25 protein-coding genes and 1 pseudogene are annotated in these 24,681 nt (G+C 65.9%); 9 read left to right on the top strand and 17 right to left on the bottom strand.

Annotation, left to right across the window (positions count from 1 at the left end):
• Positions 1 to 110: 110 nt before the first annotated feature.
• A complete protein-coding gene (locus VFH65_RS06875) occupies positions 111 to 947 on the bottom strand; it encodes a class I SAM-dependent methyltransferase (protein WP_353320406.1) in 837 nt (278 codons plus the stop codon).
• A gap of 105 nt (positions 948 to 1,052) precedes the next feature.
• Positions 1,053 to 1,322 (bottom strand): hypothetical protein, encoded by a 270-nt coding sequence (locus VFH65_RS06870; protein ID WP_353320405.1) that lies wholly within the window; start codon positions 1,320 to 1,322, stop codon positions 1,053 to 1,055.
• A gap of 161 nt (positions 1,323 to 1,483) precedes the next feature.
• On the opposite strand from VFH65_RS06870, the gene VFH65_RS06865 reads away from it, so the two are divergent.
• Complete coding sequence (locus VFH65_RS06865; protein ID WP_353320404.1) at positions 1,484 to 1,945, top strand: ArsI/CadI family heavy metal resistance metalloenzyme; 462 nt, start codon at positions 1,484 to 1,486, stop codon at positions 1,943 to 1,945.
• A gap of 24 nt (positions 1,946 to 1,969) precedes the next feature.
• Here VFH65_RS06865 and VFH65_RS06860 read toward each other — a convergent pair whose 3' ends face one another.
• On the bottom strand, positions 1,970 to 2,572 hold the full coding sequence (locus tag VFH65_RS06860; RefSeq protein ID WP_353320403.1) for a sigma-70 family RNA polymerase sigma factor: 603 nt from the start codon (positions 2,570 to 2,572) through the stop codon (positions 1,970 to 1,972).
• A 178-nt stretch (positions 2,573 to 2,750) separates the two neighbouring features.
• Here VFH65_RS06860 and VFH65_RS06855 point away from each other — a divergent pair, with 178 nt between their 5' ends.
• Positions 2,751 to 3,260 carry a hypothetical protein gene (locus tag VFH65_RS06855; protein WP_353320402.1) on the top strand — a complete coding sequence of 170 codons (510 nt, stop codon included), beginning with the start codon at positions 2,751 to 2,753 and terminating at the stop codon, positions 3,258 to 3,260.
• Positions 3,261 to 3,492: 232 nt separating this feature from the next.
• On the opposite strand, the gene VFH65_RS06850 is transcribed toward VFH65_RS06855, so the two are convergent.
• The 6 genes from VFH65_RS06850 to VFH65_RS06825 all read right to left on the bottom strand — a co-directional run bounded on the left by VFH65_RS06850 (position 3,493) and on the right by VFH65_RS06825 (position 9,084).
• Complete coding sequence (locus VFH65_RS06850; RefSeq protein ID WP_353320401.1) at positions 3,493 to 3,822, bottom strand: ArsR/SmtB family transcription factor; 330 nt, start codon at positions 3,820 to 3,822, stop codon at positions 3,493 to 3,495.
• 268 nt (positions 3,823 to 4,090) lie between these two features.
• Complete coding sequence (locus VFH65_RS06845; protein ID WP_353320400.1) at positions 4,091 to 4,849, bottom strand: FadR/GntR family transcriptional regulator; 759 nt, start codon at positions 4,847 to 4,849, stop codon at positions 4,091 to 4,093.
• Positions 4,850 to 5,626, bottom strand: a complete 777-nt coding sequence (locus VFH65_RS06840) for a 3-oxoacyl-ACP reductase (protein WP_353320399.1) — start codon at positions 5,624 to 5,626, stop codon at positions 4,850 to 4,852. It abuts the gene before it with no gap.
• A complete protein-coding gene (locus tag VFH65_RS06835) occupies positions 5,623 to 6,987 on the bottom strand; it encodes an aldehyde dehydrogenase family protein (RefSeq protein ID WP_353320398.1) in 1,365 nt (454 codons plus the stop codon). The genes VFH65_RS06840 and VFH65_RS06835 overlap by 4 nt, the downstream gene beginning before the upstream one ends.
• Positions 6,984 to 7,730, bottom strand: a complete 747-nt coding sequence (locus VFH65_RS06830; protein WP_414688371.1) for a gamma-glutamyl-gamma-aminobutyrate hydrolase family protein — start codon at positions 7,728 to 7,730, stop codon at positions 6,984 to 6,986. The genes VFH65_RS06835 and VFH65_RS06830 overlap by 4 nt, the downstream gene beginning before the upstream one ends.
• Complete coding sequence (locus VFH65_RS06825; protein ID WP_353320396.1) at positions 7,717 to 9,084, bottom strand: glutamine synthetase family protein; 1,368 nt, start codon at positions 9,082 to 9,084, stop codon at positions 7,717 to 7,719. The genes VFH65_RS06830 and VFH65_RS06825 overlap by 14 nt, the downstream gene beginning before the upstream one ends.
• A 178-nt stretch (positions 9,085 to 9,262) precedes the next feature.
• On the opposite strand from VFH65_RS06825, the gene VFH65_RS06820 reads away from it, so the two are divergent.
• From VFH65_RS06820 to ngg, 3 genes are read left to right on the top strand one after another with little or no spacing between them, the layout of a single operon-like run.
• Positions 9,263 to 10,795, top strand: coding sequence for an amino acid permease (locus VFH65_RS06820; protein WP_353320395.1), 1,533 nt, complete (start codon positions 9,263 to 9,265; stop codon positions 10,793 to 10,795).
• Positions 10,796 to 10,846: 51 nt separating this feature from the next.
• A complete protein-coding gene (locus tag VFH65_RS06815; RefSeq protein WP_353320394.1) occupies positions 10,847 to 12,652 on the top strand; it encodes an N-acetylglutaminylglutamine amidotransferase in 1,806 nt (601 codons plus the stop codon).
• Positions 12,649 to 14,418: an N-acetylglutaminylglutamine synthetase gene (gene ngg, locus VFH65_RS06810; protein WP_353320393.1), complete on the top strand. Its 1,770-nt coding sequence runs from the start codon at positions 12,649 to 12,651 to the stop codon at positions 14,416 to 14,418. The genes VFH65_RS06815 and ngg overlap by 4 nt, the downstream gene beginning before the upstream one ends.
• Before the next feature lie 17 nt (positions 14,419 to 14,435).
• Here ngg and VFH65_RS06805 read toward each other — a convergent pair whose 3' ends face one another.
• The 4 genes from VFH65_RS06805 to map all read right to left on the bottom strand — a co-directional run bounded on the left by VFH65_RS06805 (position 14,436) and on the right by map (position 18,148).
• Positions 14,436 to 14,999 (bottom strand): alpha/beta fold hydrolase, encoded by a 564-nt coding sequence (locus tag VFH65_RS06805; protein WP_353320392.1) that lies wholly within the window; start codon positions 14,997 to 14,999, stop codon positions 14,436 to 14,438.
• Between the two features lie 64 nt (positions 15,000 to 15,063).
• The gene (locus VFH65_RS06800) at positions 15,064 to 15,720 is read right to left on the bottom strand and encodes a hypothetical protein (protein WP_353320391.1); all 657 of its coding nucleotides are present in this window, start codon (positions 15,718 to 15,720) and stop codon (positions 15,064 to 15,066) included.
• 9 nt (positions 15,721 to 15,729) lie between these two features.
• Positions 15,730 to 17,217 (bottom strand): cobyric acid synthase, encoded by a 1,488-nt coding sequence (locus VFH65_RS06795; protein ID WP_353320390.1) that lies wholly within the window; start codon positions 17,215 to 17,217, stop codon positions 15,730 to 15,732.
• 73 nt (positions 17,218 to 17,290) lie between these two features.
• On the bottom strand, positions 17,291 to 18,148 hold the full coding sequence (gene map / locus VFH65_RS06790) for a type I methionyl aminopeptidase (protein ID WP_353320389.1): 858 nt from the start codon (positions 18,146 to 18,148) through the stop codon (positions 17,291 to 17,293).
• A gap of 84 nt (positions 18,149 to 18,232) precedes the next feature.
• Between map and VFH65_RS06785 the strand changes: the two genes are divergently transcribed.
• Positions 18,233 to 18,619, top strand: coding sequence for a PaaI family thioesterase (locus VFH65_RS06785; protein WP_353320388.1), 387 nt, complete (start codon positions 18,233 to 18,235; stop codon positions 18,617 to 18,619).
• Positions 18,620 to 18,661: 42 nt separating this feature from the next.
• Complete coding sequence (locus VFH65_RS06780) at positions 18,662 to 19,108, top strand: nuclear transport factor 2 family protein (RefSeq protein ID WP_353320387.1); 447 nt, start codon at positions 18,662 to 18,664, stop codon at positions 19,106 to 19,108.
• On the opposite strand, the gene VFH65_RS06775 is transcribed toward VFH65_RS06780, so the two are convergent.
• Both VFH65_RS06775 and VFH65_RS06770 read right to left on the bottom strand, forming a co-directional pair.
• Complete coding sequence (locus VFH65_RS06775; RefSeq protein ID WP_353320386.1) at positions 19,105 to 19,695, bottom strand: DUF1707 SHOCT-like domain-containing protein; 591 nt, start codon at positions 19,693 to 19,695, stop codon at positions 19,105 to 19,107. The two genes, VFH65_RS06780 and VFH65_RS06775, sit on opposite strands and share 4 nt — an antisense overlap.
• A gap of 27 nt (positions 19,696 to 19,722) precedes the next feature.
• The gene (locus tag VFH65_RS06770) at positions 19,723 to 20,325 is read right to left on the bottom strand and encodes a TetR family transcriptional regulator (RefSeq protein ID WP_353320385.1); all 603 of its coding nucleotides are present in this window, start codon (positions 20,323 to 20,325) and stop codon (positions 19,723 to 19,725) included.
• 19 nt (positions 20,326 to 20,344) lie between these two features.
• Here VFH65_RS06770 and VFH65_RS06765 point away from each other — a divergent pair, with 19 nt between their 5' ends.
• Positions 20,345 to 21,439: a DUF1214 domain-containing protein gene (locus VFH65_RS06765; RefSeq protein ID WP_353320384.1), complete on the top strand. Its 1,095-nt coding sequence runs from the start codon at positions 20,345 to 20,347 to the stop codon at positions 21,437 to 21,439.
• Positions 21,436 to 22,623, top strand: a complete 1,188-nt coding sequence (locus tag VFH65_RS06760) for a sulfotransferase family protein (RefSeq protein ID WP_353320383.1) — start codon at positions 21,436 to 21,438, stop codon at positions 22,621 to 22,623. The genes VFH65_RS06765 and VFH65_RS06760 overlap by 4 nt, the downstream gene beginning before the upstream one ends.
• Before the next feature lie 4 nt (positions 22,624 to 22,627).
• Here VFH65_RS06760 and VFH65_RS06755 read toward each other — a convergent pair whose 3' ends face one another.
• Together VFH65_RS06755 and VFH65_RS06750 are read right to left on the bottom strand one after the other, a co-directional pair.
• Complete coding sequence (locus VFH65_RS06755; RefSeq protein WP_353320382.1) at positions 22,628 to 24,433, bottom strand: penicillin-binding transpeptidase domain-containing protein; 1,806 nt, start codon at positions 24,431 to 24,433, stop codon at positions 22,628 to 22,630.
• Between the two features lie 107 nt (positions 24,434 to 24,540).
• A pseudogene (locus VFH65_RS06750) lies at positions 24,541 to 24,681 on the bottom strand (GNAT family N-acetyltransferase); the annotation flags it as partial.

Below are 24,681 nucleotides of genomic sequence, written 5' to 3'. Positions count from 1 at the left end.
AACAGATATTCAGGCGAAATGACCCGGCGAACGTTCCGTACCGCCCGATATCTCGGCGATCTTTCGAGCGGTAAGGAACGTTCGCGCTCCGGGTCGGTGCCGGTGTCGCCCTACCGCTTGATTGCGGTAACCAACAGATACTCAGCGTCCCATACGGCGTGGCCGTCGGCGCCTCGGTTCCACTCGGTGAGGAAGGCCAGGAAGTCCCGGTCGAGCTCCTCGAGACGGTCCGGTTGATCCTCGTTGAACCGGTAGACACTGATCGTCGGGCCGTAGTTGCGCTTCCAGTACTCCCGGAACTCCGTCGGGTCGGCAAAATGATCCATCTGGACCATCTGGCGCCGAGCGGACAGGTCGGAGACCCGATCACCGAACAATGTCCGGACGTGATCCTCGTCGCCCCACAGTGGCGGTGGGCTGGAGCCGGGTGGAGGCGGCGGCGCATACGGCTTCATGGTGGCGAACAGGTTGCCGATGAATCCCTCGGGTGTCCAGTTGATCATTCCGATGGTTCCTCCTGGCCGAACCACGCGGATCAGCTCGTCTGCCGTCGCCTGGTGGTGCGGTGCAAACATCGCACCGACAGACGACATCACCACGTCGAAACTGTTGTCCGTGAACGGCAACGCCTCAGCATCAGCCTCGACCCATTCCAGGTCGACACCCTGCTCGGCAGCGATCTGACGCCCGGCACCGAACAACTCCGGGGTCAGATCACTTGCCGTCACAATGGCGCCGACGTCCGCAGCCGGAATGGCGGCGTTGCCTGATCCTGCGGCGACGTCCAGGACGCGGTCTCCCGCTCGAATCCCGCAGGCGCGCACCAGCTCCGGGCCGAGTTCGGGGATAAGTTCCGCCGCGACGGCGGGATAGTCACCGGACGCCCATAGCGCACGATGCCTAGCTTTGAGCTCGCGGTCGAATTCTGCTTCGGCAACTGTTGCCATGATTTCTTCTCCTTCGATGGTTTTGTCTCGGATGTCGTGCGTGCATCGGAACCGGTATGACGAGAAGAACCAGGCGGGAAGTAGACAACCCGCCTGGCTCAACGCTTACCCCAGGCAGTGCCTGTTGTAGTTCGCCTTCGCCTGGCCGGCATCCGTCATGTACTCCCTATACGCCTTCATGTCGCCCTGCTGCCGTGCCGCCCTGGCCACCATCAAGCTGCTTTCAAACGACTGCAAGATGGCCTGGCAATTTGGGCTCTCAATCGGCCTGGCGCTGGCAGTGGCTGCGGTGAGTCCCGCAAATGCCGGTGCCGCGAGGGTCGCTGACAGCAGTGCCGCAGCAGTCGCTCGTTTGAGCAGCGTGTGTTTCTTCATGATGGTTCTCCTTCGAGTTGTTAGCCTGTCGGTCGATCCGGTGTGGCTCACATGTATTGACGCCGAACCTTCAGAAGGACGCACGATCGCATCGATGTGCGTCCCAACGACCACGCAGTCGTCAATACAGGTGTCAATCAATGACCCTGAAAGGAGTCACCATGTCCACCACACGAATTCAGCTCGCGCTCAACGTTGAGGACGTCTCCGCTGCGACCGCCTTCTACGAGAAGTTGTTCGGGGTGCCGCCGCACAAGGTGCGCGACGGCTACGCAAACTTCGCCGTCGAAGACCCGCCTCTGAAGCTCGTGCTCATCGAAAAGCCCGGCGCCAGTGAGCGACTCAACCACCTGGGCGTCGAGGCGGCCAGTTCCGATCAAGTCGTGTCAGCGTTGCAGCGTTTCGAGGCCGCCGGTCTCGAAGCCACGGTCGCCGAGCGCGATGTCTGCTGCCATGCGACTCAGGACAAGGTGTTTGTCACCGCGCCGGATGTGCCGCTCGGATGGTGGGAGTTCTACGCCGTTACCGATGACAACCCCGCCAACCCGGACGCCGCGACCACGTCGGTGTGCGAGGCCAGCTGCGCTGCCCAGGACGACGCCGAGAGCACCTGCTGCGCCTAACCGAAGGCCGAACCGGGCTGCGGGTCAGCGCCCAGCGCACCCGCAGTCCGGCGGTGGCTCGTAGTCCATCGGCTGGCCCCGGCCATCGAGGGTGAGCGCGCAGCACTGTCCGAGTAGCTCGGCGAGTCGGCGGCGGCCACGCTGGACCCGCGACTTCATGCCGGACAACGAGACTCCGGCCTGCTTCGCGGCGTCGGCTTGGCTCACCCCATCGAGATCGATCATCTGCACCGCCGCCGCCTGCTCCTCCGGCAGCCCAGCCAGTATCGGACGCAGGCACATGGAGAGCTCCTGCACCACGCCCGGCTCGTCCTCCTCCGGCGGTACGGGCTCCTCCTGCAGGGAGGCCGTCAGCTGTTCGCGGCTCCGGGCCGCCCGACGGTACTCGTCGATGATGGCGTTGCGCGCGATCCGGAACACCCAGTTCGGCAGGCGCTCCCGATCGTCGAGCGAGCCCACGTTCTGGTGTATGCGCAGCAAGATCTCGGCGACGAGATCGTCGGCGCGGTCGGGGTTCGCGATCCGCCGGCGTACGAATGTCTGCAGTTGCGGCAACATCTCGCGCCACATCTGCTCCGTCGGCTGCAAGACCGCAGCCGGGCTGGTCTTCGTCATGTCGGTGCTCATGGCTGTGTCCTTTCGGCACCCGCGCGGGCGCCCCACAGTACTGACGACGGTAGCCCCCTGTGGACGCAACAACCAGCAAATTGCGTCCCACGTGCCCACGCGGCGTCTGTCTTGGTGTCTTGAAACAAGCGTTCCACCGCTTGGCCACACGATCGCCCCTCAACCGAAGGAATACGAAATGAAGACGTTCAACCACATCGGCTCGATGCTCGCCGGTGCGGCGATGATCACCACTGTCGTCGGGCTGACCGCGGGACTGGCGCCCGCCACAGCGGCTCCACAGCAAGACGGCGCAACGCTGGACATCGTCGAAGACTCGAGCAACACCGGCAACTACGTGTTGGTCGTGAACGGCGCGTATCCGATGGAGCAGCCCGACGCCCAGGGTTACATCAACAACATCAACAGCGGGTCGTGCGGCGAACGGGGCTACTCAGGCTTGACCTATTCCATCCTCGGCGACGACGGCAATAGGCAGAACATCGCCGTCCGCCAGTACCCGGGACAGGGCCACCTTTCCGCAACTCCTCGAGGTCTCGAGTACAGCCGTGCAATTCCCATCCAGAAGGGCTTCCTCGACGAGGACAGAGGTGGAGACGTCGATGAAATCTATGCCGAGGTGTACTTCGTTGACGCCGACTGCGGGCACAGGATCCAGTACACCCAGGTTGTCAGCCGTCGATTCTGACCCCCGGCGACCGTTCGGGCCCGGGCACCAAATGCGTGCCTCGGGCCCGTTTCGCGTTAGCAATACCGCTGCGAACTGTCACGCGCCCGTGGCTGCTCGTGGTGACGACCGCGCTGGATCTTGGCGCTGTGGCGAAGCGCGGCGACGAACTCAACAAGAAAGCTCGCGGATTCGCCACGGATGGATATCGGCCGGCGCCAAGATCATTGAATCGAAGGCCGCTGTCACGGCGTCAGCCGTGCCGTGCGCCGATCCAGTGCAGCAGATCGTGCACAATCTCGTCATCCAACCGGTAGCTGACGGCCCGTCCAACGCGCGTCGAGCTAACCCAGCCCTGCTGACGGAGTACGCGAAGCGCTTGGGACACGGCGTTTTCCGAGCGGCCGAGCGCAGCGGCGAGGTCGCCGACGCAGATCCCTGGAGCGCGGTGCAAGACGAGCAAGATCTCTAGGCGGTTGGGGTCCGATAACAGGTCGAACCGCTGGGTCCAGGTTGCGCTGTCGACGTCGGCCAATGCCGATGTCGCACGCTTGACCTGCGTCAGGTTCCCAGGCTCGTCCACGTTTCGAATGTAATCCAGAAACCGCGCAGGAGGGCGCAGGCGTAGGTTTCAACGCGAAATCAACCGTGAAGGTCGGCGAATGGGGACGCACTTGGCCGACTACCGCCTCCGAGCCTGGTGCGCTCGATGAGTTCCGCTCATGGCTGGTGACGGCGGGCCATCCCTACCCCGACGCACCATGGCCAATGCCGCTGTCTTCGCCGAGTGGCGTGCCCCGCGCCTGACCGTCAACGCAGAAGGCGATTCTGCGTCTGCTCGCGGGAAGTCGCTAGTCCAGGAAGCCGTGCAGGAGTGCGGCGGATCCCGCGACGTGTGCCCGCATTGCCGTCGCGGCGCCATCACCGTCGCCGGCCAGTATCGCCATGACGATCGACTCATGCTGTTCGTCGGAGTGCGCGATATTGCGTGGCAACAACGGGATCTGGTCAAGCAGGCCGTTGAGCCGCATCCGGTTCTCGGCGACCAGCGGCACCAGTGACGGCGACCCTGCCGCCTCCGCGATAGCCAGGTGCAGCCGCGAGTCCAGCCGGCGGTAGGCATCGGGCGCTGCGCCTCGGACGTCGGTCAGCCGCGACCACAGCACCTCCCGCTCCGGGGCGGTCAGCGTGCGACTCGCCGCCATTCTCGCCGCACCGACCTCGAGGATTTCGCGGAGCCGCAACGCATCATCGATCTCGGCGCGGGTCACACCGGGGCCGTCTTCGGTGTGACGTGGCAGTTCGTCGGCGAGGAAGGTGCCGCCATAGCGGCCTCGTCGCGACACCAAATACCCGGCGTCCGACAGCGACTTGATCGCCTCCCGCACGGTGTCGCGGCTGACGCCTAGCCGGGACGCCAATTCCCGCTCCGGCGGCAGCGATTCGCCGGGCTGCAGCAAGCCGAGCCGAATGGTCTGCAGCAGCCGCCCCACGGTGTCTTCGAAGGCGTTCCCGGGTCGCACCGGGCGCAGCAGGGCGTCGCTGGCCAGCGGGACATCCGCAACCAATTCCCGGGTCGCTTCGCTCCTGCCCTCCGGTGCTGCAGACATTTAGATCGGCGTGACGTAGTGGCCGCTGATGCCGCCGTCGACCAGAAACGTCGAGCCGGTGATGAACGATGCGTCGTCGCTGGCCAGGAAGGCCACCGCGGCGGCGAGCTCCTCTGGCTCAGCGAAGCGGCCGATCGGCACGTGCACGAGCCGGCGCGCTGCCCGCTCCGGGTCCTTGGCGAACAGTTCCTGCAGTAGCGGGGTGTTCACGGGGCCAGGGCACAACGCATTGACGCGAATCCCGCTGCGCGCGTACTGCACACCGAGCTCACGCGACATGGCCAGCACGCCGCCCTTGGAGGCGGTGTAGGAAATCTGCGATGTCGCCGACCCCATCACCGCCACGAACGACGCGGTGTTGATGATCGAGCCCTTCTTGGCGGGCACCATGTGCCGCAGCGCGGCCCGGCACGACAGGTACACCGATTTGAGGTTGATGTCCTGAACCTTCTGCCACGCGGGTAGCTCGGTGTTCTCGATGACATCATCCTCTGGCGGCGATATGCCCGCGTTGTTGAAGGCGATGTCGACCGACCCGTAGGCCTCGGCCGCACTGTCGAACAACGCGTCGACGGCGGCTTCGTCCGAGACATCAACGGGCACAAACAATCCCTCGAGTTCGTCGGCGGCCGCCTTGCCCGCGGTCGGATCGATGTCGCCGACGACGATCGTCGCGCCCTCGGCATGCATGCGCCGGCCGGCGGCGAGACCGATTCCGCTCGCAGCGCCGGTGATCACCGCGACCTTGCCGGCGAGTCTCTGGGTCAGATCCATCAAGCTTCTCCGATCGCGATAAAGACGTTCTTGGCTTCGGTGAACGACAGCGGTGCGTCGGGCCCGAGCTCGCGCCCAAGCCCCGATTGCTTGAACCCGCCGAACGGCGTGTTGTATCGCACCGACGAGTGCGAATTGACCGACAGGTTCCCGGATTCCACCGCCCGCGACACCCTCAGCGCGCGCGAGAGGTTATCGGTCCATATCGAGCCGGACAGGCCGTAGGGGGTGTCGTTGGCCAGCGCGATGGCGTCGGCCTCGTCGTCGAACGGGAGCACCGTCACCACCGGCCCGAAGATCTCCTCGGTGACGGTGCGATCGCTGCGGGCGGGCGTCAGCACGGTCGGCGGGAACCAGTAGCCCGGTCCTGACGGTGCGTCGCCGCGGAACGCGACAGGTGCATCGTCGGGCACATACGAGGCGACACTGCTCCAGTGCGACTTCGACACCAGCGGCCCCATTTCGGTGTCCTTGGACCGCGGGTCGCCGACCACCAGAGCCTTGACGGCGGGCTCCAGCAGTTCCATGAACCGGTCGTAAACGTTGCGCTGCACCAGTATTCGGCTTCGCGCACAGCAGTCCTGACCGGCGTTGTCGAAGACACCGTACGGGGCTGTCGCTGCTGCCTTCTCCAGATCGCAGTCGTCGAACACGATGTTCGCGCTCTTGCCGCCGAGTTCCAGCGTCACCCGCTTGACCTGCGCGGCGGCGCCGGCCATCACCCGCGTGCCGACCTCCGTCGAACCGGTGAACACGATCTTGCGCACATCGGGATGGGAGACGAACCGCTCTCCCACCACCGAGCCCTTACCAGGCAACACCTGGAACAGGTCCGCGGGCAGGCCGGCCTCGACCGCCAGCTCACCCAGCCGGATCGTGGTCAGCGGCGTCCACTCCGCAGGCTTCACCAGCACCGCGTTGCCAGCGGCCAGTGCGGGCGCGAATCCCCATGAGGCGATCGTCATCGGGAAGTTCCACGGAGTGATGATGCCGACGACGCCCAGCGGCTCGTTGAACGTGACATCCAGACCGCCAGCGACGGGAATCTGCTTGCCCGACAAGCGCTCCGGGCTAGCGGAGTAGAACTGCAGAACGTCGCGAACGTGACCGGCCTCCCACTCCGCATTACTGATCGGATGCCCGGAATTGGCGACCTCCAGCGCGGCCAGCTCATCGGTATGCGCGTCGACCGCGGCGGCGAAGGCTCGCAGCGCCGCAGCCCGCTCGGCCGGCGCCAGCCCAGCCCAACTGCGCTGAGCCACAACCGCGCGCGCCACCGCATCGTCGACGCCGGCTTCGTCGGTCTGCTCGACGGTGCGCAGTACCTCTTCGGTCGCGGGGTTGATCAGTTCTGAGGAAGTCATGCTCCTACCTTCTGCGTCGCGAACGAGGAGGCCGCTTCCACCGCCGCGGCGAACAACCGCAGATCATCGAGCCGTTCCTCGGGGTGCCATTGCACGGCCAAAACGAAGTGGTTGCCCGGGATTTCGATGGCCTCGATCACTCCGTCGGGGTCCTGGGCGCTGACGATCAGGCCGTCGCCGAGCTTGTCGATGGCCTGGTGGTGATAACACTGCGCATCCGAGGATTCGCCGATCAGCGAGGCCAGTCGCGTCCCTGGGACGGTGCGCACCGATGACGTCGCAAACACGGCGTTGCCTTGTTGATGGTGAGTGTGGCCGATGACATCCGGCAGGTGCTGGTGCAACGTGCCGCCGAGCGCGACGTTGATCACCTGCGCGCCACGGCAGATGCCGAGCACCGGCATGCCGCGCCGCATCGCACCGCGCACCAGCTCGAATTCGAATGCGTCCCGCATCCGGGTGTCGCCGACGGCCTCGTCGGTGGCCGGATGACGTTGGTGGCCGTAGCTTGCCGGATCGACGTCTCGCCCGCCGGTGATGATCAAGCCGTCGAGTCCATCGAGCACGCGAGAGGCCACTTCGGTGTCGACTGGTTGCGGTGGCAGCAGCACCGCGACCCCGCCGGCCAGGTTCACCCCTTCGAAGTAAATCGCAGGCAGGAAGCTGGCGCGTACATCCCAGATGCCGGTCTGCGCCTGCTGCAAGTAGGTGGTCAAGCCCAGTACGGGTCTAGAGCCGCTCAAAGCCACGCACCCTTTCCCAGTCGGTTACCGCGGCGTTGAATGCGTTCAACTCGACGCGGGCATTGTTGAGGTAGTGCTCGACGACGTCGTCGCCGAACGCTTCACGTGCCACTTCGGACTTGCCGAACAGCGCCGCCGCCTCCGCCAGCGTCGTCGGCAGCCGTTCCGCTCCACTGGTATAGGCGTTGCCCTCCAACGCTTCTGGCAGTTCGAGCTCCCGCTCGATGCCGTATAGGCCACCGGCGATGAGCGCCGACACCGCAAGGTACTGGTTCACGTCACCGCCGGGTGCGCGCAGTTCCATCCGCATGCCGTGCCCGTGGCCGACGACCCGCACCGCGCAGGTGCGGTTATCCATCCCCCACGCGACCGCGGTCGGCGCGAAGCTGCCCTCGACAAAACGCTTGTAGGAGTTGATGTTCGGCGCGTAGCACAGCGTCAGCTCGCGCAGCGTGGCCAGCTGCCCTGCGATGAAGCTGCGGAACATCGGCGACATGCCGAGTTCGTCGTCCGGATCGGCGAACACTGCGCCGCCGTCGTCGCCGCGCAGCGAGATGTGGATGTGGCAGCTGTTGCCTTCGCGTTCATCGAATTTCGCCATGAACGTCAGGCTCTTGCCGTGCTGGTCGGCGATCTCCTTGGCGCCGTTGCGGTAGATGGTGTGGTTGTCGCAGGTGACGCGCGCGTGGTCGTACCGGAATGCAATCTCCTGCTGACCGAGGTTGCATTCACCCTTGACGCCTTCGCAGTACATGCCCGCGCCGTCCATTCCGAGCCGGATGTCGCGCAGCAGCGGCTCCATCCGCGTCGACGCGTGCATCGCGTAGTCCACGTTGTAGTCGGTGGCCGGCGTGAGCCCGCGATATCCGGCCGTCCACGCTTCGCGGAATCCGGTGTCGAACACCATGAACTCCAGCTCCGTGCCGACATAAGGCACCAGGCCGCGCTCCGCGAGCCGATCGATCTGGCGGTTGAGAATGCTGCGCGGCGCCTGGGTGACGGGGTTGCCGTCGGTCCATGACAGATCCGCCATCACCAATGCGGTGGCGGGCAGCCATGGGATGCGCCGCAGCGTGGAGAAATCCGGCGTCATGACCATGTCGCCGTAGCCGGTCTCCCAGCTCGAGATGGCGTAGCCGTCGACGGTGTTCATGTCGACGTCGACGGCCAGCAGGTAGTTGCAGCATTCGGCGCCGTGCGCGGCGACATCTTCGACGAACAGCCGCGCCGACACCCGCTTGCCGGTGAGCCTGCCCTGCATATCGCAAAAGGCGACGATCACGGTGTCGATGTCACCTGCGGACACCAGCCCCTCGAGCTCGGCCTGCGACAACATCCCTGTAGTGGCGCTCATGTGGAGCCTTCCTTTGTCACGAAAGCCGACCATTGAACCGCGCCGGAGCCGGGCGTTCGCCGCGGTGTTTCACCAAACTGTCACTCCCAAAGGTAGGACACCAGACCTTTGGGCATTCTATTCTCCCTATGCGGCGCGTGCTGTCCCCGGCCGCACATCGCAAAGGAGCGAAACCGTCATGGCAGACGAAACGAAGAAGAGCTCGGGCGGCGTCACCTATCACCAGGCAGGCGAAGGGTACTTCGAGAAGCGCAAGCTGGTGCGGACCGCCGGTTTCTGGGGGCTGTGGGGCATCGGCGTCGCCGCGGTCATCTCCGGCGACTTCTCCGGCTGGAACTTCGGCATCGGCGAAGCCGGTTGGGGCGGCCTGGCGGTCGCCTCGGTCGTGATCATCATCATGTACTTCGGCATGTTGTTCTCCATCGGTGAGATGGCGGCGGCCATGCCGCACACCGGCGGCGCGTACTCGTTCGCGCGAGCGGCGATGGGCCCGTGGGGCGGGTTCATCACCGGATTCGCCGAGACCATCGAGTACGTCTTCACCACTGCGGTGATCGTGTACTTCTCGGCCAGCTACGCCGACGCCGTCACCAATGAGTTGTTCGGGCTCTCCATGCCGAGCTGGGTGTGGTGGATCATCCTGTACGCCGTCTTCGTCGGCCTGAACGCAGTGGGCGCGGAGGTGTCGTTCAAGTTCGCAATCGTGGTCGCGGTCATCTCGATCGGCATCCTGGTGCTGTTTGGCGTGCTGGCGCTCGCCAACGGCGCGGTCGACTTCAGCAAGCTTCTGGACATCGCACCCGATCCGGCCGCGGCCGGTTCCAGCTCGTTCCTGCCGTTCGGCATTCTCGGCATCCTGTACGCGCTGCCGTTCGCGATCTGGTTCTTCCTGGGCATCGAGGAGTTGCCGCTCGCGGCCGAGGAGTCGCACAACCCCAGCAGGGACATCCCCAAGGCCGGCATCTGGGGGTTGATCACGCTGGTGGCCACCGGGGCGATCGTGTTCTTCCTCAACCCGGCGGTGACCGGCTCGGAGGCTCTCGGCGCATCCGGAGAACCTCTGCTCGATGGCTTCCGTGCTTTCATGCCGGCGGGCGCCGCGGCCGTGTTGTCGGGCTTCGCTCTGATCGGCCTGCTGGCCAGCCTGCAGGGCATCATGTATGCCTACGCCAGGAACATGTATTCGTTGAGCCGGGCGGGCTATTACCCGAAACCGTTGTCGCTCACCGGAACCCGGCAAACTCCGTACGTCGCGCTGATCGCCGGTGCGGTGATCGGGTTCGTCGCACTGGTCGTCGTGAATTACAACGAGGGCGCAGGCGACGTGGTGCTAAACATCGCGGTGTGGGGCGCGGTGCTGGCCTACGGGTTGCAGATGATTTCCTTCGTGATCCTGCGCCGGAAGTTCCCGAACGCCCGCCGGCCGTGGGTCAGCCCAACCGGGAACGCTGGAGCGATCGTCGCGTTGGTCATCGCCGCGATCACGTTCATCGGCGTGCTGCTCAACCCGACGTATAGGCCCGCGATCATTGCAATCGCAATCTTCTACGTCATCGGCCTGCTGGTGTTCGGGCTGTACACCCGCCACCGCCTGGTGCTCTCCCCCGAAGAGGAGTACGCGGTCACCGGCGGCCTGCACGGCTTCGACCCTGAGGCTGAAGGGCTCGGCGGCACGATCGAGGACGAGATCCTCAAGGGCCATACCGACTGACGTCTCAGCGTCGCCGAAACGGGGAGCGGACGACGCTGTAGGGTCAAACAGGTGTGTGGAGCCACCGGCGAGGTGCGCCTCGACGGCCAAACACCTGACGTCACCGCGGTCTCGGCGATGGCCGAGGCGATGGCGCCCCGGGGTCCTGACTCGGCGGGCGTGTGGTCGCAGGGCAGGGTCGCGCTGGGTCATCGCCGCCTGAAAATCATCGACCTGTCCGAAGCCGGCGGTCAGCCCATGATCGATGCGGAACTGGGCCTGGCCGTCTGCTGGAACGGCTGCATCTACAACTACGAGGAGCTGCGCCGCGAGCTGATCGGGCACGGCTACCGGTTCTTCTCCCACAGCGACACCGAGGTGCTGCTCAAGGCGTACCACCGTTGGGGCGACCGGTTCGTCGAGCGGCTCAAGGGCATGTTCGCCTTCGCGATCGTCGAGCGTGACAGCGGCCGGGTGCTCCTCGGCCGCGACCGGCTCGGCATCAAACCGCTGTACCTCACCGAAGACGCGAAGCGCATCCGCTTCGCGTCGTCGCTCCCTGCCCTGCTGGCAGGTGGCGGCGTCGACACCAGGATCGACCCCGTCGCCCTGCACCACTACATGACCTTCCATTCGGTCGTGCCGCCGCCGCACACGATCCTGCGCGGGGTCAGCAAGGTACCGCCGGCGTCGCTGGTGGCGATCGAGCCGGACGGCCGTCGAACGACCACGACGTATTGGGCACCGGACTTCACCCGCCGCGACGACAGGGCCGATTGGTCCGAACGTGATTGGGAGGACGCCGTTCTCGAGGCGTTGCGACTCGCGGTCGAGCGGCGCCTTGTCGCCGATGTGCCGGTGGGGTGCCTGCTCTCGGGCGGCGTGGATTCCAGCTTGATCGTCGGGTTGCTCGCCGAAGCGGGCCAGCACGGCTTGGCCACCTTCTCCATCGGATTCGAGTCGGTCGGTGGGGTCGCGGGTGACGAGTTCAAATACTCCGACCTGATCGCGAAGCGCTTCGACACCGACCATCATCAGATCCGCATTGGCACCGACCGCATGCTGCCCGCGCTCGACGGGGCGATCGGCGCGATGAGCGAGCCGATGGTCAGCCACGACTGCGTCGCCTTCTACTTGCTGTCCCAGGAGGTGGCCAAACACGTCAAGGTGGTGCAGTCCGGCCAGGGCGCGGACGAGGTGTTCGCGGGCTATCACTGGTATCCGCCGATGGGTGAGCCCAACGCCGCCTCACTGGAGGGCTCGGTCGCCAGCTACCGCAAGGCCTTCTTCGACCGCGACCAATCCGGCTACGAGCAGATCGTCACACCCAACTTCGCCACCGGCGACGATCCCAGCGAGCGATTCGTCACCGAGCACTTCGCGCGCGAAGGCGCTCAGACGGGCGTGGACCGCGCGCTACGCCTCGACACCACGGTGATGCTGGTCGACGATCCGGTCAAACGCGTCGACAACATGACCATGGCGTGGGGCCTCGAAGGCCGGGTCCCGTTCCTCGATCACGAGCTGGTCGAGCTGGCCGCGACGTGTCCGCCCGAGCTGAAGACCGCCCAGCAGGGCAAGGGCGTGCTCAAGCAGGCCGCCCGCCGCGTCATCCCCGCCGACGTCATCGACCGCCCCAAGGGGTACTTTCCCGTGCCCGCGCTGACCCACCTGGAAGGGCCCTACCTCGACCTGGTCCGCGACGCTCTCTATGCGCCCGCAGCCAAGGAGCGCGGCCTGTTCCGGCCCGAAGCCGTCGACCGGCTACTCGCCGACCCGAACGGTCGCCTGACCCCGCTGCGCGGCAACGAGCTCTGGCAGATCGCGCTTCTCGAGCTGTGGCTGCAGCGGCACGGCATCACGGGCGCCGCGGCATGACCGTTCTCGATCCCGACGAGGATCATCCCGAAGCCATCACGCTGGGCCTGCATCACGCGTCGCCCGCCCACATGGTGGAGGCCATGGCCGACGATGTCGTGCTCGAAATGGGTTGGGGACGACTGATTTTCGGCCAGACATTCGCCGACCCCGAGAAGCTTGCCGAGGTGCTACGGCATGAGGGCCAAGGCCGGCGCGACATCTGTATTTATGCCCGGGAACCGCAGATCCTCGTGGCCAAGGCGCCTGCCGAGCTGTTCATCGATCCCAGCCACACCTACCGGCTGAGGTTTTCCGACGACGACAAGCAGGTCCCGCCGCCCAGCGGCTTCAGCGTGCGCACGCTCAAAGACCCCGACGAGACCGACGCGATGAACCGCGTCTACGTCCGGTGCGGAATGGTGCCGGCTCCCGTCGAGGTCATCTGGGACAACCATGTCGATCGCGAGCCTGTCGACTATCTGGTCGCGGTGCGCGACGACGACGGCACCGTGGTGGGCACGGTCACCGGCGTGGACCACGTCAAGTTGTTCTCCGACCCGGAGAACGGATCGAGCCTGTGGACGTTGGCCGTAGACCCGACCACGAGCCTGCCGGGAGTCGGCGCGGCGTTGACCCACTCGCTCGCGGCCATCTACCGAGACCGCGGCCGGGCTTACATGGATCTGTCGGTGGCGCACGACAATTCGGCCGCCATCGCGCTGTACGAGAAGCTGGGGTTTCAGCGCGTGCCGGTGATGGCCCTCAAGCGCAAGAACGCGATCAACGAACCGCTGTTCACCCACCCGCCGGAAACCGTCGAGGATCTCAACCCCTACGCACGCATCATCGCCGACGAGGCCATGCGCCGGGGCATCTGGGTCGAGGTGCTCGACGCGGAAGCGGGCGAGATGCGGCTGTCACACGGAGGGCGCAGTGTCGTCACCCGAGAATCCTTGTCGGAGTACACGTCCGCGGTGGCGATGAGCCGATGCGACGACAAGAGGCTGACCCGACGACTCGTCTCTGAGGCAGGCATCGTCGTGGCCCGCGGACGGCTGGCCACCTTCGACGAGCCGGACTATGCATTCCTCGAAGAGGTCGGCGACGTCGTGGTCAAGCCCACCCGCGGCGAGCAGGGAAAGGGCATCACGGTCGGGGTCACCACTCGCGACGAACTCGATGCGGCGCTGGCGCGGGCCCGCGAGCAACATCCCGACGTGCTCATCGAGCAGCGAGCGGCTGGCGACGATCTGCGGCTGGTCGTGATCGACCACAAGGTGGTGGCCGCCGCGCTTCGACGTCCCGCGGAAGTCATCGGCACCGGGCATCACACCGTTCGCGAGCTGATCGACGCGCAGAGCCGGCGCCGCGCGGCGGCGACCGGCGGTGAATCGCGCATTCCGATCGACGACGTCACCGAAGCGACGATCCGGGAGGCCGGCTGGTCGTTCGACGACGTGTTGCCCGAGGGCACCCGGCTGCGGGTTCGTCGGACTGCGAACCTGCATCAGGGCGGCACCATCCATGACGTCACCGCTGAGGTGAACCCGGAATTGTGTTCCGTCGCGGTCACCGCCGCGGATGCGATCGGCGTCCCGGTAACGGGCATCGACCTGCTCGTTCCGGACGTCACCGGTACGGAGTATGTGTTCATCGAGGCCAACGAGCGTCCCGGTTTGGCCAACCACGAGCCGCAGCCCACCGCGCAGGCTTTTGTCGATTTTCTGTTCCCGCAAAGTCCTGGCCTGCCGACGGCGTGGACGCCTTCCGAGGTGCCTGACTGAGCGCCTGCGCGAAGGCCCTACCAGGTGCTGGTGCGCATGACGATCTCGGCGGCCAATTGCGCGGTGGACTCCTGCGCGTTGCGCCGCCCCAGCAGATCGACCAGCCGGAAGTCGCCGTACACATAGCGCTGGCTGGCCTTGGCCACAGCGCGCGCCGCCGGCGTGCTGACGAGGGCGGTGGTGTTCATCTCGACGGGCGGGCAGTGCTCGTCGCGGATCACCCCGGTGAGGTCAGCGACACGTGGATGGCCGCGGTCGATCGCCACCAACCCGATGAACCGGTCCAGCCGGGTGGCGGCGAGTTCCCACGCCAGCTCACCACCGATGCGATCGCCCACCAGTAGCGCCCATTTGATCTCGAGCGCATCGAGGATGCCGACCACCGACTTGGCGGTCAACCGCGGATCGGGTCCGACGACGACGGTTCGCAGTGATGCGGTGTGCAGTCGTTGGCATACGGGTTCATATGCGGTTGGCGCGTGGTGTGCGGCGCCGAGCACCACCACGACGGATCCGTTTTCGGGACCCGCCACATCGACGGGAATGGAGTACCCGTCGACAGTGAGCATGGTGGAAGGCATTTGGTCACGCTACAGGTAATTGGGCTCTTGGCGGGGCCATTTTGATGTGGTCTTAACGCGCACGTCAGGGCGACCGCGCTCGGTCGGCCTGCTTTGCCGCGATGTCCAGAAACGTCTGCGGCAGCGATGCTTTGACTGAGATGGACGGATTCGGCGTGGGAAACACGATCCCGAACACCGCCATCCTGTCGACGTTCTCGAACGAGAAGAACACACTGTTGTCGACGTTGTTCAGCCGCATCGTCTGCTGGTAGACCAGAGCGTCCTCGCGCGGCGTAACCAGCCTTGTCGTGGTCATCGGAATGCCAGGGCCCGACCGGTCGAAGAACGCCTCGAAGTGCGCGCACCTCTCGGCAGTGGCGGCCAACCGGTCGAGGTCCAGCGGCCACGTCAGCACCGTCATGACCATCCGCGCGCCGTCGAAGGCGACGACGTACTCGGCTGCGCTTCCTGCGCCGCGCTCGGCCGAGTCGGCGATGGCCAGAGTGAGGCCATCGGAGCAACCGTCCGGCACGGAGATCATGGCCGGCGGACCGCCGCCGCCCTCGGGCTGGCCGGGATTCTTGGCGACGCGGTCGTATTGAACGCCGGGCGGGAAGTCCGCGGCCGTCAGCACCGCCCTTTCCAGCCTGGCGCCGGGCCAGGTCGCGCTGCCGGTGACCACGTGAGCGCAGCCGGTAAGTGCCCCAGCGAGAAGGATCGCCAGCACACGCCTGGTCATGGTGCCAGGCTACTCACGCAAAGCTGACGCAACCGTTGGTCGTTTCGGGGGGCCTTGCTCCAGAAGCATCATCATGGCGTCGATGTCGAGGTGAGCGGTGAGAAGGTCGGCCATCACATCGAGTTGGGCGTCACGGCGGGCTGCTACGTCGACGTCGTCGGCGACGACGAACCCGTCCCGGCCGGCCGCCGACGCCGCGTCGCTGAGCCATTGGCGGCGCACGGCATCGTTGTCGAGGAGTCCGTGCCAGTGCGTGCCGTAGATAGCGCCGCGCCGGATTCCGATGCCCAGCCAATCGTCTTCGCTGCACCGCACGACCTGACCGTGGTGAATCTCGTAGCCGATGAGCTGCGTGTCGTGGTGCCGCAGTGTCTTGTCGGGCGCGAAGGCGATGTCGGCGTCGAGCAGGCCGAGGCCGTCGACACCGCCCGCCTTGGACTCCACCGCATCGTCGATGCGACGGCACAGCATCTGGAAGCCGCCGCAGATACCGAGCACCGGCCTGCGCTGCGCCGCGTGCGCGACGACGCCGTCGGCCAGGCCGCGGTCACGCAGCCAGGTGAGATCGGCGACGGTGGCCTTGCTGCCGGGAATTACCACCACGTCGGCGTCGGCAAGGTCGGCGGGGTCGGTGACCCAGCGCACCAGGATGCCCGGCTCACATGCCAGCGCCTCGATGTCGGTGGAATTCGAGATGCGGGGCAGCCGGATCGCCGCCACCCGCAACCACTGTTGTCCGCGCGGCGGCTGCGGATCGCCGACCACGCGATGGGCCAGCACCGACACCGAGTCCTCGGTGTCGAGCCACAGCCCGTCGACATAGGGAATGACGCCGTAGGTGGGCCGGCCGGTCAGTGCCTGAAGCTGGTCGAGGCCAGGAGCAAGCAGAGCAGGATCGCCGCGAAACTTGTTGACCACGAACCCCGAGATGAGATGTTGGTCCTCTGGTTCGAGAACCGCGACCGTTCCATACAGATGCGCCAGCAGCCCGCCTCGGTCGATATCGCCGACCAGCACGACGGGCAGGTTCGCAGCGCGGGCCAGACCCATGTTGGCCAGATCGGTTGCCCGCAAATTGATCTCGGCTGGCGAGCCGGCGCCTTCGCAGATGACTGCGTCGAATTCGCTTCGCAGCGACTGCAGTTCGTCGGCCACGATCGCGGCGAGCTCGCTTCGATGCGTGAAGTAGTCTGCGGCGCCGACGGTGTCGACGACGTGACCACGCAAGACCAGCTGCGAGGTGCGGTCGCTGCCGGGTTTCAGCAGTATCGGATTGAACCGCACACTTGGCGCCAGACCTGCGGCGCGGGCCTGCATCGCCTGTGCCCGGCCGATCTCCCCGCCTTCGACGGTGACCGCCGAGTTGTTGGACATGTTCTGCGCTTTGAACGGCGCCACGCGAATACCCTTGCGGGACAACAACCGGCACAGCCCGGCGACGACCATGGACTTGCCAGCGTCGGACGTGGTGCCTGCAATCAGCAGCGCGCCGCTCATAGATGCGCCCAACGTGCGCCCATTGCGAAATTCCGGCCGAAAAATCGCAGTGGATGCACGTTGGCGTTCCGCGTCACGGCAACGTCAGGATTTCGGCGCCGTCGTCGGTGACCACCAGCGTGTGCTCGAACTGGGCGGTCCACTTCTTGTCCGTGGTGGCCACCGTCCAGTCGTCGTCCCAGATCTCGTAGTCCAGCGAGCCGAGGTTGATCATCGGCTCGATCGTGAACGTCATGCCGGGCTCTAGCACCGTGGTGACGGCCGGCTGGTCGTAGTGCAGCACTACCAGTCCGTTGTGAAATGTGGTGCCGATGCCGTGGCCGGTGAAGTCGCGAACCACGTTGTAGCCGAATCGGTTTGCATACGATTCTATGACCCGCCCGACGATCGACAACGCGCGGCCGGGCTTGACGGCCTTGATCGCACGCATGGTGGCTTCGTGCGTGCGCTCGACGAGCAGCCGGTGCTCTTCGGCGACGTCACCGGCCAGGAAGGTGGCGTTGGTGTCGCCGTGCACGCCGTCGATGTAGGCGGTCACGTCGATGTTGACGATGTCGCCGTCTTCGATCACCGTCGAGTCCGGGATGCCGTGACAGATGATCTCGTTCAGCGACGTGCAGCAGGACTTGGGGAAGCCCTTGTAGCCAAGCGTCGACGGGTAGGCGCCGTTGTCGATCATGTACTCGTGGGCGATGCGGTCGAGCTCATCGGTGGTCACGCCGGGGGCCACGGCCTTGCCGGCTTCGGCCAACGCCTGCGCGGCGATGCGACCGGCGACTCGCATCTTCTCGATCACCTCGGGCGTCTGTATCCACGGCTCACTGCCTTCTTGCGCCGTAGCTTTACCCACGTATTCGGGGCGGGCGATGGAGCGGGGCACTGGCAGCGTCGGTGACACCACGCCGGGACGAAGGGCGGTGCGAACAGGCATGACGCCTAGGATAGCCAGGAGAATGGCAATCTCCGTAGCGGAGAACGATGCTAACTTGTGGCTATGCTAAGCGAGTCCACCCCTATGGAGGTCAGTCCAGGCCATCTGCTCGGCCAGATGGGCTTCCGGGATGTGCTGGAGACCGACGAGCGGCTGATCGTGGAGATGGACAACCGGCCCGATCTCACCAACACCCGCGGCGCGCTGCAGGGCGGGCTGGTCGCGACGCTGATCGACATCGCCGCCGGACGGCTGGCAGGCCGCCATGTCGGGCCCGACCAGGATGTCACCACCGCGGACCTGAACGTCCACTTCCTCACCCCGGTCCTTGTGGGGCCAGCACGGGCTGAGGCCACGATCGTCCGCGCCGGCAAGCGGCTCATCGTGACTGCCGTCGACGTCACCGATGTCGGCCGCGACCGGCTGGCGGCACGCTCGACGTTGAGCTTCGCAGTGCTGGATCGGCGCTGACGCTGCCCAACGTTGTCAGGGCGAGTGACTACATTTCAGGCCATGACCATCGACGAGGTTGACGGGCAGTTCGCCACCGAGTTCGCCGAGCGGTTCGCCGAAACCTGGCGCAGTCCCGATCTGGCCAAGCACGAAGCGATGTGGAGTGACGACATCGTCCTGGTCCAGCCGTTGATGGGGACGCTACGCGGCAAGCAGGCCTGCCTAGAGTCGTTTCAGCGGCTCTTCGCACTGGTGCCCGACCTGCGCGCCGATGTGCATCGCGTCGGCCACGGCCGCCACGAGGTGTTCATCGAATTCACGTTGAGCGGAACCTACGGCGGCAAGCCCATCGCATGGGATGCGGTCGACCGCTTCACGTTCACCAATGGCTTGATCGCCGAGCGCTTTTCGTATTTCGACTCCGCGCCGCTGATGCTCAAGCTCGTCGGCCGCCCAAGCGGCTGGGAGCGGCTGGTCCGAACCGGCGCGCAGTTGTTCAGGCGCTAGCGGCGATCGAAGCGCCCGAGGCGCCATGACCGGCGCGGGCCCCGGATATCCACCGAGCCGCACACCACCTTGCCGGTCAAGATGACGTGCGGTGTGCCCTCGGCCGGCGCGTCCCTGCGGTGGTCATGCGCGCTGCCGACGATCACCTCGACATCGTCGATCGATGCGCTTGCGCCGTCGGGCAGCCGAAGGTCAATACCGCCGAACTTCAGGTCCAGCTCGACGACCACCATCGGCCCGGCGAACCGGGCTTTGGTCAGGTCAAGGTCGACGGAACCCATCCGCCGGTGCAGCGCCAGCCGCGTCGGCACGATCCATTCGCCGTGACGCTTGAGCGAGCCGAGCACGCCGCGCAGCTCGACACGGTCGGCGGCGGAGGTGACGATGGCAGCCGGTCCTGGCAGATCGCCGACAAGCGCATCCAGATCAGAGTGCAAACGGGCGCGCGACACCAACGCCGAGCGTTCCTCGAACTCGTCGATGTCGATCAGCCCCAGCGCGACGGCGTTGTGCAGCCTGCGCAGCGTGCCGTTGCGATCCGCATCCGAAATGCGCAGCGCCGCCGACTCGTGGTTGATGTCCGTCATACCGGTTTCAACGGTACCGCCGGTTCGTCAGCTGACCGACAGTGATGCCAGCGCCGTGCGCACACGATCGGGAAGCGAACCGCCGTGGCGCAGCCAGTCATCGAGTGCGATCCGGATCGACGCCATCGCCAACGCCCCGAGCAGCCGCGGCCGCGGGTCGTCGGCCGCTAGGTCTGTAAAGCGGGGCGCCACCAGGTCCGCGATCGCCGTCTCGTAGCGAAGGTACATCTGCAGCGTCCACGCGGACAGGGCCGGCGACGATCGCGTCAGCGTCGCCAGTTCGCGGACCTGGTCGCTGATATCGGCGAAACCGTCGCCCAGATCGGTGAACCCCGCGACGACGGCGTCCCGCGCGGAGAGCTCCGCAGGCTGCCGCGCGATCGCCGCGGTGATGTGGTCCAGCCAATGCCTCGTCAGCCCTTCGGCGACCGCGTCCTCCTTGGAGCTGAAGTACCGGAAGAAGGTCGCGCGGCCGACCTCGGCGCCGCCCGCGATCTGTTCCACCGTGGTTCGGGCCAGCCCATCTGAGGCGACGAGCGCAGCAGCCGTCGTGGCGATGCGATCCCGGGTGGCCTTGCGTTTGCGCACGCTCAGGGAATCAGATGAAACCACTTTTGAGACGACGTCCATACTGATACTTTGTCTCATCATGACGACGATTGACAACTCCTTGGCCCCGAAGACAGTCGAAGCCTGGGCCTTCGTGCAGCAGATGCTCGGTGACATCACCCGCATCGTGACCGAGGATGCCGAGAACGAACGCGAACTTCTCGAGGGCCTGCGAGTCATCAGCCGCGTCACCGCGCTGTGCTCGGAGCTCACCGTCGAGGCCGATCCCGACTTGCCGTGGTTCTTCGACATGTGCTCCCCCACCCGGCTGATCGGCGGACCCAATCCGGACGGCCAGTATCTGCTGGCGATGATCCGCGGCGACCGCGCCTACCGCGTCACCGGAACCCGTGGCACCACCGCCTATCTCGGTGTGCAGGTGCTTGCCGGCACCGGCATGACTCCGCGACGCATGGCTGCATACGTCAGCGACACAGACCTGAAGTTGGGCGCCGGCGAATTCGCGTTGGTGTTCTCGTCCGCCGAGCCGTCGCCTGCCGAGCTCGACGGTGCGCAGTGGGTTCGGATTCCGGAGGACGCATCGTCGATCGTCGTCCGCGAGTACATTGCCGACGCGACGACGGAAGAGCCGGCGAGCCTGCGCATCGACCCGCTTGCCGCGCATCCGCCACGCACCATGTCGGATGGCGAAGCGGCCGAACAGTTCACCGCGATGGCGTGGACGATCATGAAGCTGACCACGCTGCACCGCACCATCAAGCCCGAGCTGCTGATACAGCCGAACACGCTGTTGACCGCCGAGGCCGCCGAGCTCGGCGGTGCCGACACCACGCCCGACAACCTGTACATGATCGGGACCTTCCGGCTGGCGGACGACGAGTCGCTGGTGCTGGAGTTCAAGCCGCCGGATACGCGCTACTGGAATGTGACGCTGGAGAACATCTGGCACGAATGCCTCGAACCGCGCCGCAGGCACAGCTCGGTCACCAACAAGGGCGTCGAATCCGGCGCCGACGGCCTTGTGCGTATCGCCATCGGCGCCAATGATTTTGGTCACGGCCACTGGCTGGACACCGGCGGCCGGCATCGCGGCTTCGTAGTGTTGCGCTGGCTGGACAACCCCGATGCGCCCGAGGTGACGGTCACCGTGCGCCGCGGCGAGGCTTCCCGGTGAATACCGCCGACCGGTTCGACGCTGCCGTGTTGATCGAGCAGGCGTGTGAGCTAGCCGGCTGTGATGACTTCGGCGGCAACGATTTCGACGCGGGCGACACCTGGCGCGACGGACTGGACCGGCTGCTCGACGGGTTTGTCAGCGAGGCACGGCTCAACGATTTGGGTGTGGAGATCGCTTCGCTGGATGTCGTGCGGGCGTTGAAGAATCGGCTGCAGATCGTCCAGTGGCGCAAGGCAAATCCCGCCGTCGCAGCGGAACGGATAGAAAGGCCGATCTTCATCGTCGGCCAGCCACGCACCGGCACCACGATCCTGTTCGACCTGCTCGCCCAGGACCCGCAGCTGCGTCCGCCGCTGACGTGGGAGGTCGACGCGCCGGTGCCCGTGCCGCAGCCCGAGACATACGACAGCGACCCGCGTATCGCCGAAACCCAGGCCGGCATCGAGATGAGCGAACAGATCATTCCGGGGTTCATGGCGTTTCATCCGATGGGCGCGCTGGTCGGTCAGGAATGCGTGCGCATCACCGCCGGGCAGTTCTGCAGCATGATCTTCTCGGTCCAATACCGGCTACCGAGCTATTACAAGTGGCTGCTGTACGAGGCCGACCACCGGCCCGCATACCGATATCACCGAATATTCCTGCAGCACTTGCAATCCGGAGTCCCAGGCCAATGGCTGTTGAAGTCTCCGGCACATCTGTGGCACCTCGACGATTTAGTGGCGGAGTATCCGGACGCACTGATCGTGCAAACGCACCGCGACCCTCTGAACGTCATCTCGTCGATCAGCGCGTTGACCAACCACCTGCGCCGGATGGCGTCCGATGAAACGAGTGTCGCCGAGTGCGCGCAACAGTCGGTCGAGGAGATCGTGGTGGGACTGCAACGCGGAATGACGCTGCGCGACACCGTGGTAGCTAAAGACCAGGTGGTCGATGTGCAGTTCGCCGATTTCGTGCGCGACCCGTTCGCGACGATCAGGTCCCTCTACGCTCGGCTCGAGCGTGAGTTGACGCCCGTCGCCGAGCAGCGGATGCGTGATCACCTGGCCGCCCATCCCGGTGACGGCGGCGGTGGCCGATACACGTGGGCGGACACCGGGCTGGACGCGGAGCTTCTTCGCGAACAGGTCAGCGCCTACCAAGATCGCTACGGCGTCGAAAGCGAGCCACTCAAATAGCGGCTTAGGCGAGATAGTCGGCGGGCAGCCCGTCGAACATCCCCTTGAGCATCCGCACCGCATACTCCGAGCTTCCGCCCCCGACGATCAGCGCGGCGAACGCCATGTCGCCGCGATATCCGGCGAACCACGAGTGCGAGCCGCCCGCGAACTCGGCTTCACCGGTCTTGCCGCGAACGTCGCCTGCTCCTTGCAGGTCGTCGGCGGTGCCGTTGGTAACCACCAGCCGCATCATCGGCCGCAGCCCGTCGAGGATCTTGGGCGAGATCGGCGTGCGGTCGCCCGTAACGATCGTCTGCCGCCCCTCAATCAGTTGCGGCACAGGGGTTTTCCCGGCAGCGACCGTCGCAGCCGCCATCGCCATCCCAAACGGGCTCACCACCACCTTGCCCTGGCCGAAACCGTCTTCTGTGCGCTCGGCGAGGTTCACCGTCGGCGGCACCGATCCGGAAACCGTGGTGATCCCCTCGATTTGGTAGTCGGGCCCGATGCCGTACTGAGCGGCGGCCTGCGTCAGTCCGCGCGGCGGCATCCTGCTGGCCAGCTCGGCGAAAGTGGTGTTGCACGAACTGGCGAACGCCCGCGACATCGGCACCGTGCCGAGGTCGAACCCGCCGTAGTTCGGAATGGTGCGATGCCCGATATCCATTACGCCCGGGCAGCCCAGCAGCGTGTTCGGCGTGGCCATATCGCGCTCGATGGCCGCACCCGCGGTGACGATCTTGAACGTCGACCCCGGCGGATACAGGCCCATGGTGGCCAGCGGCCCCTCCGCATTGGCGGCCGCGTTCTGCGCAACGGCCAGAATTTCGCCGGTGGACGGCTTGATCACAACGATCATCGCCTGCTTGCCGGTGAAGTTGACCGCGTTCTGGGCCGCAGTTTGCACCGACCGGTCCAGGCTGATCGTCACTGACGGCGCCGGTGCGCCCGGCACCTCATGGAGCACGTCGACGTCGGCGCCGTTCTGATTGACGGTGACGACCCGCCATCCCGCCTGGCCGTCGAGTTCGTCGATCACCGCGTTCTTGACCTGGCTGACGATTTCGGGCGCGAACGAGTCGTCGGTGGGCAGGAGTTCGGCCTGCGGCGTGACGACCACTCCGGGCCGCGCGCCCAGGACCGCTGCCACCCGGTCGTGATCGGCCTGGCGCAGCGTGATGAGGCTCAGCGGCTCCTTTGACGAGCTGGCCTGCTCAGCGAGCCGCTGCGGGTCCATCGTGTGGTCGAACGGACGCAGCGCATCGGCCACCGCCCGCGCGGTCATCATCAGGTGGCTGCCGGCTGCCGTGGCGTCCAGCGCGTAGTGGTACAGATGGCCGGGCACCAGCACGTCTGTGCCGCCGCGCTCGTTGACCGACGCTCGTGGCGGCGGGTCGGCGCGCAACGCGAACGTTTGGTGCTCACCGAGTTTGGGATGCAACCCGGTGGTGCTCCAGCGCACCTCCCATCGGCCCTCGTCGCGAATCATGTTCAGCTGGCCGTCGTATGTCCAGGTGCGGTTCTTGGGCAGCTGCCAGGTGTAGCGGTACGTGATGGTGCCGGTGTCCTCGGCGTACTTGGAGCCGAGGATTTGCGCGTCGAGGTGCGTCGCCTGCAGGCCGGCCCACGCCTCGTTGAGGTCGGCCCTGGCATCGGCGGGCCGATCGGACAACTCCGCCGCCGCGCCGGTGTCACCCGTCGCCAACGCTGCGAAGAACTTCTCGGCGGCCGGTTCGGGTCCGTTGGGTTTCGGCGTGCACGCGTTCAACGACGCCACCACCACCCCGACGGCGAGAAGAGCAGCTACACGTGAGACTGAAGTTGCCATTGAGACAGATGTTACGAACTCGAGACCTCAAGTCCGCGGAGGCGCACCGATTTCTGCTCCAGGGTTGTGATTTCGGCGCAACCACAGCGGTCACGCAGAACTCGCGATTACGGCGCGGCGGCGGGTGCGCGGACCACCAACGGAACGGCGGGGAAGTACGCGGCCATCTCCGATCGTGACTTGCGCAGCGCGGCAGTGCCGTAGCCGTGCTTGCGATAGTCCGGGTGTATCCAGATCCGGACGTTGAC

It is taken from the genome of Mycobacterium sp., assembly GCF_035697385.1.
Classification (GTDB): domain Bacteria; phylum Actinomycetota; class Actinomycetes; order Mycobacteriales; family Mycobacteriaceae; genus Mycobacterium.
Note: the sequence above shows the minus strand (reverse complement) of the source record. Positions and strands in the feature narration are given on the sequence as shown.

Excerpts from the sequence above, each read along its gene's own strand:
- VFH65_RS06875 (WP_353320406.1), bottom strand. The coding sequence starts at position 947 with ATGGCAACAGTTGCCGAAGCAGAATTCGACCGCGAGCTCAAAGCTAGG.
- VFH65_RS06870 (WP_353320405.1), bottom strand. The coding sequence starts at position 1,322 with ATGAAGAAACACACGCTGCTCAAACGAGCGACTGCTGCGGCACTGCTG.
- VFH65_RS06865 (WP_353320404.1), top strand. The coding sequence starts at position 1,484 with ATGTCCACCACACGAATTCAGCTCGCGCTCAACGTTGAGGACGTCTCC.
- VFH65_RS06860 (WP_353320403.1), bottom strand. The coding sequence starts at position 2,572 with ATGAGCACCGACATGACGAAGACCAGCCCGGCTGCGGTCTTGCAGCCG.
- VFH65_RS06855 (WP_353320402.1), top strand. The coding sequence starts at position 2,751 with ATGAAGACGTTCAACCACATCGGCTCGATGCTCGCCGGTGCGGCGATG.
- VFH65_RS06845 (WP_353320400.1), bottom strand. The coding sequence starts at position 4,849 with ATGTCTGCAGCACCGGAGGGCAGGAGCGAAGCGACCCGGGAATTGGTT.
- VFH65_RS06835 (WP_353320398.1), bottom strand. The coding sequence starts at position 6,987 with ATGACTTCCTCAGAACTGATCAACCCCGCGACCGAAGAGGTACTGCGC.
- VFH65_RS06825 (WP_353320396.1), bottom strand. The coding sequence starts at position 9,084 with ATGAGCGCCACTACAGGGATGTTGTCGCAGGCCGAGCTCGAGGGGCTG.
- VFH65_RS06820 (WP_353320395.1), top strand. The coding sequence starts at position 9,263 with ATGGCAGACGAAACGAAGAAGAGCTCGGGCGGCGTCACCTATCACCAG.
- ngg (WP_353320393.1), top strand. The coding sequence starts at position 12,649 with ATGACCGTTCTCGATCCCGACGAGGATCATCCCGAAGCCATCACGCTG.
- VFH65_RS06805 (WP_353320392.1), bottom strand. The coding sequence starts at position 14,999 with ATGCCTTCCACCATGCTCACTGTCGACGGGTACTCCATTCCCGTCGAT.
- VFH65_RS06800 (WP_353320391.1), bottom strand. The coding sequence starts at position 15,720 with ATGACCAGGCGTGTGCTGGCGATCCTTCTCGCTGGGGCACTTACCGGC.
- VFH65_RS06795 (WP_353320390.1), bottom strand. The coding sequence starts at position 17,217 with ATGAGCGGCGCGCTGCTGATTGCAGGCACCACGTCCGACGCTGGCAAG.
- map (WP_353320389.1), bottom strand. The coding sequence starts at position 18,148 with ATGCCTGTTCGCACCGCCCTTCGTCCCGGCGTGGTGTCACCGACGCTG.
- VFH65_RS06785 (WP_353320388.1), top strand. The coding sequence starts at position 18,233 with ATGGAGGTCAGTCCAGGCCATCTGCTCGGCCAGATGGGCTTCCGGGAT.
- VFH65_RS06780 (WP_353320387.1), top strand. The coding sequence starts at position 18,662 with ATGACCATCGACGAGGTTGACGGGCAGTTCGCCACCGAGTTCGCCGAG.
- VFH65_RS06775 (WP_353320386.1), bottom strand. The coding sequence starts at position 19,695 with ATGACGGACATCAACCACGAGTCGGCGGCGCTGCGCATTTCGGATGCG.
- VFH65_RS06770 (WP_353320385.1), bottom strand. The coding sequence starts at position 20,325 with ATGGACGTCGTCTCAAAAGTGGTTTCATCTGATTCCCTGAGCGTGCGC.
- VFH65_RS06765 (WP_353320384.1), top strand. The coding sequence starts at position 20,345 with ATGACGACGATTGACAACTCCTTGGCCCCGAAGACAGTCGAAGCCTGG.
- VFH65_RS06755 (WP_353320382.1), bottom strand. The coding sequence starts at position 24,433 with ATGGCAACTTCAGTCTCACGTGTAGCTGCTCTTCTCGCCGTCGGGGTG.